Annotated in this window: 8 protein-coding genes; 4 read left to right on the forward strand and 4 right to left on the reverse strand. The window is 45.3% G+C overall.

The features are described 5' to 3' along the window. The first annotated feature begins 19 nt into the window (after window positions 1-19). A complete protein-coding gene (ubiA, locus tag B0680_RS02885; protein WP_078253532.1) occupies window positions 20-934 on the forward strand; it encodes a 4-hydroxybenzoate octaprenyltransferase in 915 nt (304 codons plus the stop codon). A gap of 78 nt (window positions 935-1,012) precedes the next feature. Here the strand turns inward: ubiA and B0680_RS02890 are convergent, their stop codons facing one another. Both B0680_RS02890 and B0680_RS02895 read right to left on the reverse strand, forming a co-directional pair. After that, window positions 1,013-1,621 carry a hypothetical protein gene (locus B0680_RS02890; RefSeq protein ID WP_078253533.1) on the reverse strand — a complete coding sequence of 203 codons (609 nt, stop codon included), beginning with the start codon at window positions 1,619-1,621 and terminating at the stop codon, window positions 1,013-1,015. Then, window positions 1,622-2,524 carry a DMT family transporter gene (locus B0680_RS02895; protein ID WP_078253534.1) on the reverse strand — a complete coding sequence of 301 codons (903 nt, stop codon included), beginning with the start codon at window positions 2,522-2,524 and terminating at the stop codon, window positions 1,622-1,624. 268 nt (window positions 2,525-2,792) lie between these two features. Here B0680_RS02895 and sodA point away from each other — a divergent pair, with 268 nt between their 5' ends. Further along, on the forward strand, window positions 2,793-3,410 hold the full coding sequence (sodA, locus tag B0680_RS02900; protein ID WP_078253535.1) for a superoxide dismutase [Mn]: 618 nt from the start codon (window positions 2,793-2,795) through the stop codon (window positions 3,408-3,410). Window positions 3,411-3,496: 86 nt separating this feature from the next. Beyond that, a complete protein-coding gene (locus B0680_RS02905) occupies window positions 3,497-4,105 on the forward strand; it encodes a hypothetical protein (protein ID WP_078253536.1) in 609 nt (202 codons plus the stop codon). Between the two features lie 41 nt (window positions 4,106-4,146). Here the strand turns inward: B0680_RS02905 and B0680_RS02910 are convergent, their stop codons facing one another. Together B0680_RS02910 and B0680_RS02915 are read right to left on the reverse strand one after the other, a co-directional pair. Then, on the reverse strand, window positions 4,147-4,764 hold the full coding sequence (locus B0680_RS02910) for a LysE family translocator (RefSeq protein WP_078253537.1): 618 nt from the start codon (window positions 4,762-4,764) through the stop codon (window positions 4,147-4,149). Window positions 4,765-4,782: 18 nt separating this feature from the next. Then, on the reverse strand, window positions 4,783-6,006 hold the full coding sequence (locus tag B0680_RS02915; protein ID WP_078253538.1) for an MFS transporter: 1,224 nt from the start codon (window positions 6,004-6,006) through the stop codon (window positions 4,783-4,785). 127 nt (window positions 6,007-6,133) lie between these two features. Between B0680_RS02915 and B0680_RS02920 the strand changes: the two genes are divergently transcribed. Further along, the coding region (locus B0680_RS02920; protein WP_143821331.1) for an MBL fold metallo-hydrolase at window positions 6,134-6,714 on the forward strand (581 nt) is incomplete at its 3' end.

A 6,714-nucleotide genomic window follows, 5' to 3' on the forward strand; every position in this document is an offset into this window, starting at 1 on the left:
TCACAATCATTAATCCATCATGAAAAACCATCAAACCCACGCACCGATGACCTTTGGTCAAAAAACTTTTGCATGGCTACAGCTGACCCGATTTGACAAACCTGTCGGCACGGAGCTACTGCTGTACCCGACGCTGTGGGCGGTACTATTGGCGTACTGGGGCATGGGGCAGACACCAAGCGCCAAAGTGGTGCTGATTTTTACGCTTGGGGCGGTATTGATGCGTGCAGCAGGCTGTGCGATCAATGACTTTGCCGATCGCAAGGTGGATGGGCAGGTCAAGCGTACCAATACCCGTCCGCTTGCCGATGGGCGACTGTCTGCCAAGACGGCGGCAGCGACTTTTGTGGGGTTGTCATTGTTGTCAGCGTGTCTGCTGTTTTTCTTGCCTGTGGTGGTGTTTTATTGGTCGCTTGGAGCGGTGGCATTGGCATTTGTGTATCCGTTTATGAAGCGATACACCAATTTGCCACAGGTGGTGCTGGCAGCGGCATTTGGCTGGGCGATACCGATGGCGTTCGTCGCTGTGCAGGGGCAGAGCGATGTGTGGACTTGGGTGCTGTTCGTGGCTTATATGTGCTGGACGGTGGCGTATGATACAGAGTATGCGATGTGTGACCGTGATGATGATGTGAAAATCGGGGTCAAATCCACGGCGATTTTATTTGGTCGCTATGATGTGGCGATCATTAGCCTGTTGCAAGTGGCTTTTGTGGTGCTGATGAGTGTGGCGGTTTGGCATTATTTTGCTGATGCGTTTGGCTGGTTTGTGCTTGTTGGCGTGCTCCCTGTGGTGGCGATGTTTGGTTATCAATATCAATTAATTAAAGACCGAGAACGCTTGGCGTGCTTTGCGGCATTTCGCCATAATGCGTGGGTAGGGCGGTATGTGTTTGTTTGGGTGCTTATGTTGTGTTTGTTTGGGTGGTTTTAAGCTGATCGATATTAGCTTTTTCAAATCTTTTACTTCAATCTTGTCGTTTTGATAAAGTAAATTATTCTGAAATATTTTTTAATAAACATAAAACTCTTCAATATATTGATCTGAACATTCAATAGAGTATTGTGCTAGATAATTTGTTCTAAAGCTTATATCTTGACAATATTGAAGATTGTCAATATCGTCAATAATACTCATTATGTCGTAATCATTGTCAATATCCAACTCATATAAATCATTATCAAATAAATATTTCTCAATAGTTTGCCTGTTTTCTGATTTAAAAGCCAAAATATGTTCTTCACAATAAAAATGCAAATAATATCGATCAAGTAATAAATCTGCCTTGTCGCCAATGCCGATATTGTTTAAGAATTTGCCTTTGTATTCATTTTTTAGAGTGATGAGCGAAAGTGTATTATTGTCAAAAATTAATATGACCGAATCATTCCAAGATGCAAACTTTCTGTCGGGATAGTATTCATTGGAGAAAAATTCCACCACCCAAATATCTTTCTTTATCAAAGATAGGTCAATATCGGTTCTTTGAAAAATGAAATTACCAGATATTGCCTGAAAAAACTGATTAAAATCCATGCCTATATGATAGCCGGCAGCGCCCAAGCCTGGCTTGATGTCGGCGTGCATATTTGGCTTAGGTGTTATTAATTTGTTATTCATTTAATCACGCTCCATTTTATCTTTTGACCGCTTACCCACCAAGACAATCCCAACAAGCACCATCACCGCCCCGATGATAAAGCTTGTGGTCATCGCATCGCCTAAAATCCACGCCCCAAGCACCACCCCAAAAATCGGCGTCATCAAAATCAGCGCACCAATATCCGCCGAGCGATAGCGGCTCAATAGCCAAAACCACGCCACCGTCGCCAAAAATGCCACAAACACCGCTTGAAATCCGACGCTCAGCACGCTGGCAGTTTGCCAATGCATCACCGCTTGGTCAGTTGCTATTGCATACACCCACAGCAGCACGCCGATGGCAAACAGCTGATAGGCGAGCACTTGTTTGGCGGGTAGTGTGCCAAGACTTGTCATGCGGATAATCACTGTCGTCAAGCCCCACGACAAGCCTGCCGCCAATGCCAAGCCATCACCGAGTAGCGAGCCATCCGCCTGTGATGACAACAAAAACGCCACCGCAATCCCACCAAAAGCAAGCCCCATGCCAAGCCACTGGGTGAGCGACAGCCGTTCATCTCTGACCAAAAAATGCAAAAATAACGCCGAAAACAGTGGTGAAGTATATAAAAACACCACACTGCGAGATGCGCTGGTATAGCGTAAGGATTCACCTGCCAAGAGCGATTCAAAGGCAAAAAGCACACCGACCAATAGCCCAAGCCCGATTTGTTTGGGATTGAATCTAAGCTCTTTTTGGTACACCATAAAACCAAGCAAAATCACAAGACCAAACAATGAACGCATGGACAGCTGCATCACAGGCGAGACTTCATGATGGCTTAGCTTGATGGCGATATTGGTCAATCCAAGAAACAAACAGCATACCACCATCGTGCTGATGGCAATATGGTCAAGGGGGCGTCTGGTGGAAGTTGGCATGATAAAAATGAAAAATTATATCACGAAAGCCATCAAAATCAAGCCAAAACAAATTTAAAATTAACAATAAAATCAACTGCTTAATCATGATTTTTGACAGATTTGGCAGGCTAGATAACAGGGGCTTGATGTCTCATATCAAAAAGTTCTTTGGGCTTTTTTGTACTTTTTTCTTGAAATTGTCATCTATTGGCTATATATTTAAAGGACGAACAATTACTGTTCGCAGTTTATCCAATCAACTAATCAACAAAGAAGGAATACCGTAATGGCATTTACTCTACCTGAGCTAGGCTACAGCTACGACGCACTAGAACCACATTTTGACAAAGAAACGATGGAAATCCACCATTCACGCCACCACCAAGCGTATGTGAACAACGCTAATGGTCTATTAGAAGGCACTGAGTGGGCGGACAAATCTGCTGAAGAAGTCATCGCAAACCTAGACAAACTACCAGCTGATAAGCAAACTGGCGTGCGTAACAACGCAGGTGGTCATGCTAACCACAGCCTATTTTGGACTATCCTAAAAACTGGTACTGAGCTTGGCGGTAGCCTAAAAGACGCTATCGTGCGTGATTTTGGTTCGGTAGAAGCGTTCCAAGAGCAGTTCGAAAAAGCGGCGGCGACTCGCTTTGGTTCAGGCTGGGCATGGCTAGTTCTAGACGGTGGCGTGCTAAAAGTAGTCAGCACAGCGAACCAAGACAGCCCATTGATGGGTACTGCGGTAGCAGGTTGCCAAGGTTTCCCTATCATCGGTCTTGATGTGTGGGAGCACGCTTATTACCTAAAATACCAAAACAAACGCCCAGACTACATCAAAGCATTCTGGAGCGTGGTTAACTGGGATGAAGCACAAAAACGCTTTGATTCTGCGCAGTAATCTGTTATAAAATTTTTAAAAACAGATTTACAAATAAAAGCTCAGCTTGATATAATCAAGTTGGGCTTTTATTATGGAGAATGGATATGAAAAAGCTGTTATGTACCGTAGCGGTGTGTGCTCTACCAATGATGGCAATGGCGGCACCAAAATATGCAACACAGATGAATCATCTTGCACTAAAGAAAAACCAAAACTGGACTTGGGTAAATCTGGCAAAAACCCCAAAAGTGCAATGGCAAAATAAAACACCCAAAAGAAATTATAGCGGTGCGTATGAAATTACAGGCAAAATTTCTAAATACGGCACTCTGATAGCGTATGGCAGTCGCTCAACGCCTGAGATGATTCATATTTCTTCATCTCAATTGTATAGCGAAAGTGAGTATGGAAAGGATGTTTATAAAATCAGTCAGTTATTTGACAAAAAAGAACTGAAGGAAGTTAGGTCTAATTGCACCATTCCCGAAGAGTCTAATGACTTTATTCATCTGTATCAAAAATTTTATGTGTGGAAAAAAGCAGGTCATGAACCGCTTTATGTTTTTGAAAAAGGTGATGCGGCAGGCACGGCAGGTGGTGGCATCATGAGAGATTATTTTATTACTAAAGACTTTAGTAATTTTAATAATGAATATACTGGAATTACCATGTCAAATGGGTTTGGTGCTGAATATAGCTCTTGTTCGATTTGATAAAATACCAAGAAGCCTGCATGAGTGTGTGCAGGCTTTTTTTACACCATAACTTCCCAAACCAACGCTACTGCAATAATCACAAACACCGCGCCACACAGACGATTGAGCCATAATAGGCGATTGCCGTACCCAAGCCAGTTGGCAAGTTTTTGACCGCTTAGCGCATAGACGAACTGCCAAAAGGTCTCAATGATATAAAAACCAATGACCAAAATCACATATTGGGGCAATAGTGGTACTGAGAAGTTGATGAATTTTGGGAAAAATGCCGCAAAGAACAAAATCGCCTTGGGATTGGATAACGACACCCAAATGCCTGTGCGAAACAGCGCCCACTGCGAGCCGCTCATCTGCACGCCACCGCCAAAGCTACTACCACGGCTAAACCATGACTGCACGCCAAGATATGCCAAATACGCTGCGCCAAGCACCTTGACCGTATCAAGAATCAGCGGATATTGGCTGATTAGGCTAAGCCCAAACAGTGATGCGCCAAGCAAGATGAGTAGCCCAAGCATGAGCCCTGCCATCGCCCACAGGGTCTTTTTGATGCCGTAGTTGAGCCCGCATTGAAAGGCAAATAGCATATTTGACCCGGGTGTGGCAGAGACGAGCAGGGTGCTGATGGCAAAGAATAAGAATAATTGAATGGTCATGGTTAACTAAACAATCCATCAAGCCTGCGCTGTGCGGACGACTTTGGGCTCTTTGATAGGCAGATTACTCACCGCCGCCAAAAATGCCAACGCCATATCGGCATACCACATATAGGCATAATTACCAAAGCTGTCAATGGCAAGTCCGCCAAAATACGCCCCAAGAAAGCCACCGATTTGATGGCTGAGCAGTGTCAAGCCAAACAAAGTCGCCAAATAACGCACGCCAAACAGCTTGCCAATCGCACCTGCGGTCGGTGGCACGGTTGCAAGCCAAGTCAGACCAAGCCCGATGGCAAAGATATAAAAGGTCATCGGCGTCTGTGGTGACATCAGATAAATCGCCACCAAAATCACACGGCTAAGATACATCCAAAATAAGATATATTTACACCGCCAACGACCCACCGACCAGCCGACAAACAGACTGCCTGCGACATTGGATAGACCAATCAGTGCCAATGACCAAGATGCCACCGATGAGCTTAATCCTGCTAAGGTCACTTCGGTCGGCAAGTGCGTCACCAAAAATGCAATATGAAACCCACAGGTAAAAAATGCCAAATGAATCAACAGATAATTGCGGTCACTCATCGCAGATTTGATGGCGGATGATAAGGACTGCTGCGGCTGATTGGTAGTGGGGGCAGTACTGCCAAGACTTTGGGCAAAGCCACGAGTCAGATACCACGCCAAAGGCAAGCACAGTAAGCTAATACCTGCTAGGACATAAAACGCCTTTGACCAGCCGACAAGTGGCAAGCTAATCAGCAGCTGTAGCATCGGCGCGAACAAAAATTGCCCAAAGCTTGAGCCGGCATTGATGATGCCAGACGCTGTGCCCCGAGCTTGTTCGGGTACTTGATTGGCGACTTGTCCCATCAGCACCGAAAAACTGCCTGCACCAGACCCAAAAGCAATGAGCACACCCAAAGTCAATGTCAGCCCCCAAGCGGACAACAGATGTGGCACTAAGGCGCAACCAACCGCAAGCATAATCGTCCCAAGCAGCAGCACCCACCACGCCCCAAAGCGGTCAGCAATCGCCCCTGTAATCGGCTGTGATACGCCCCACATCAGCTGTGTCACCGCCAAAGCAAAGCTGATTTGCACGATATTCACCGAAGTATCACTGGTAATCGGCTGAATAAACAAGCCCAATGACAAACGAATCCCTGTGGTGATAAGTAAAATCGTCGCAGCGATGGCGACCAATGACCAGACGGCAGTGGACTTTGTCATAATATTTCCAAGCTTGAGCGAATAAAGTGATTAAAATAAAGCGAATAATCAGAAAAACAATAAAAATGATGCAAAATAACAGCAGTTATTGTACGCTATCTTGTCGTGATAAATAAAGAGTAAAATCATGTTTGAATTGACATTTTTGGGGACATCCAGTGGTGTGCCCACCACACGGCGTAATGTCTCGGGGCTTGCGGTATCGCTACTGGGTGAAACGGGACAAACGGGTAAATCCACGCCGTGGATACTCATCGACTGCGGTGAAGCCACACAGCATCAACTACTACGCACCGCACACAAGCCAAGTATGCTACAGGCGATTGTTATCACGCATATGCATGGCGATCATTGTTATGGCTTGATGGGACTGCTGGCAAGTCTTGGCATGCATGGTCGCAGGGCAGCATTGCCCATCATCGCACCGCCTGCACTTGGTGAGCTACTCGATGCGTTTATCCGCTTGACCGAGATGAATTTAAGCTATGAGATTGAATTTATTGATATTCATGAAGTTATCGATGATGGTGTGCGATTATCGCTGACGCCCGAGCATTGGCTTGATATTGATATTTATAAGCTTAGCCATCGCTGTGAAAGCTTTGGTTTTGGGCTGACGCAGACCATGACCAAATCCAAGCTTGATACCGATAAGCTTTTAGCACAGGGTATTGATAAGGTGCATTGGGGGTGTGTAGTGGTCAACTA

It is taken from the genome of Moraxella pluranimalium (assembly GCF_002014825.1).
Taxonomy (GTDB): Bacteria; Pseudomonadota; Gammaproteobacteria; order Pseudomonadales; family Moraxellaceae; genus Moraxella; species Moraxella pluranimalium.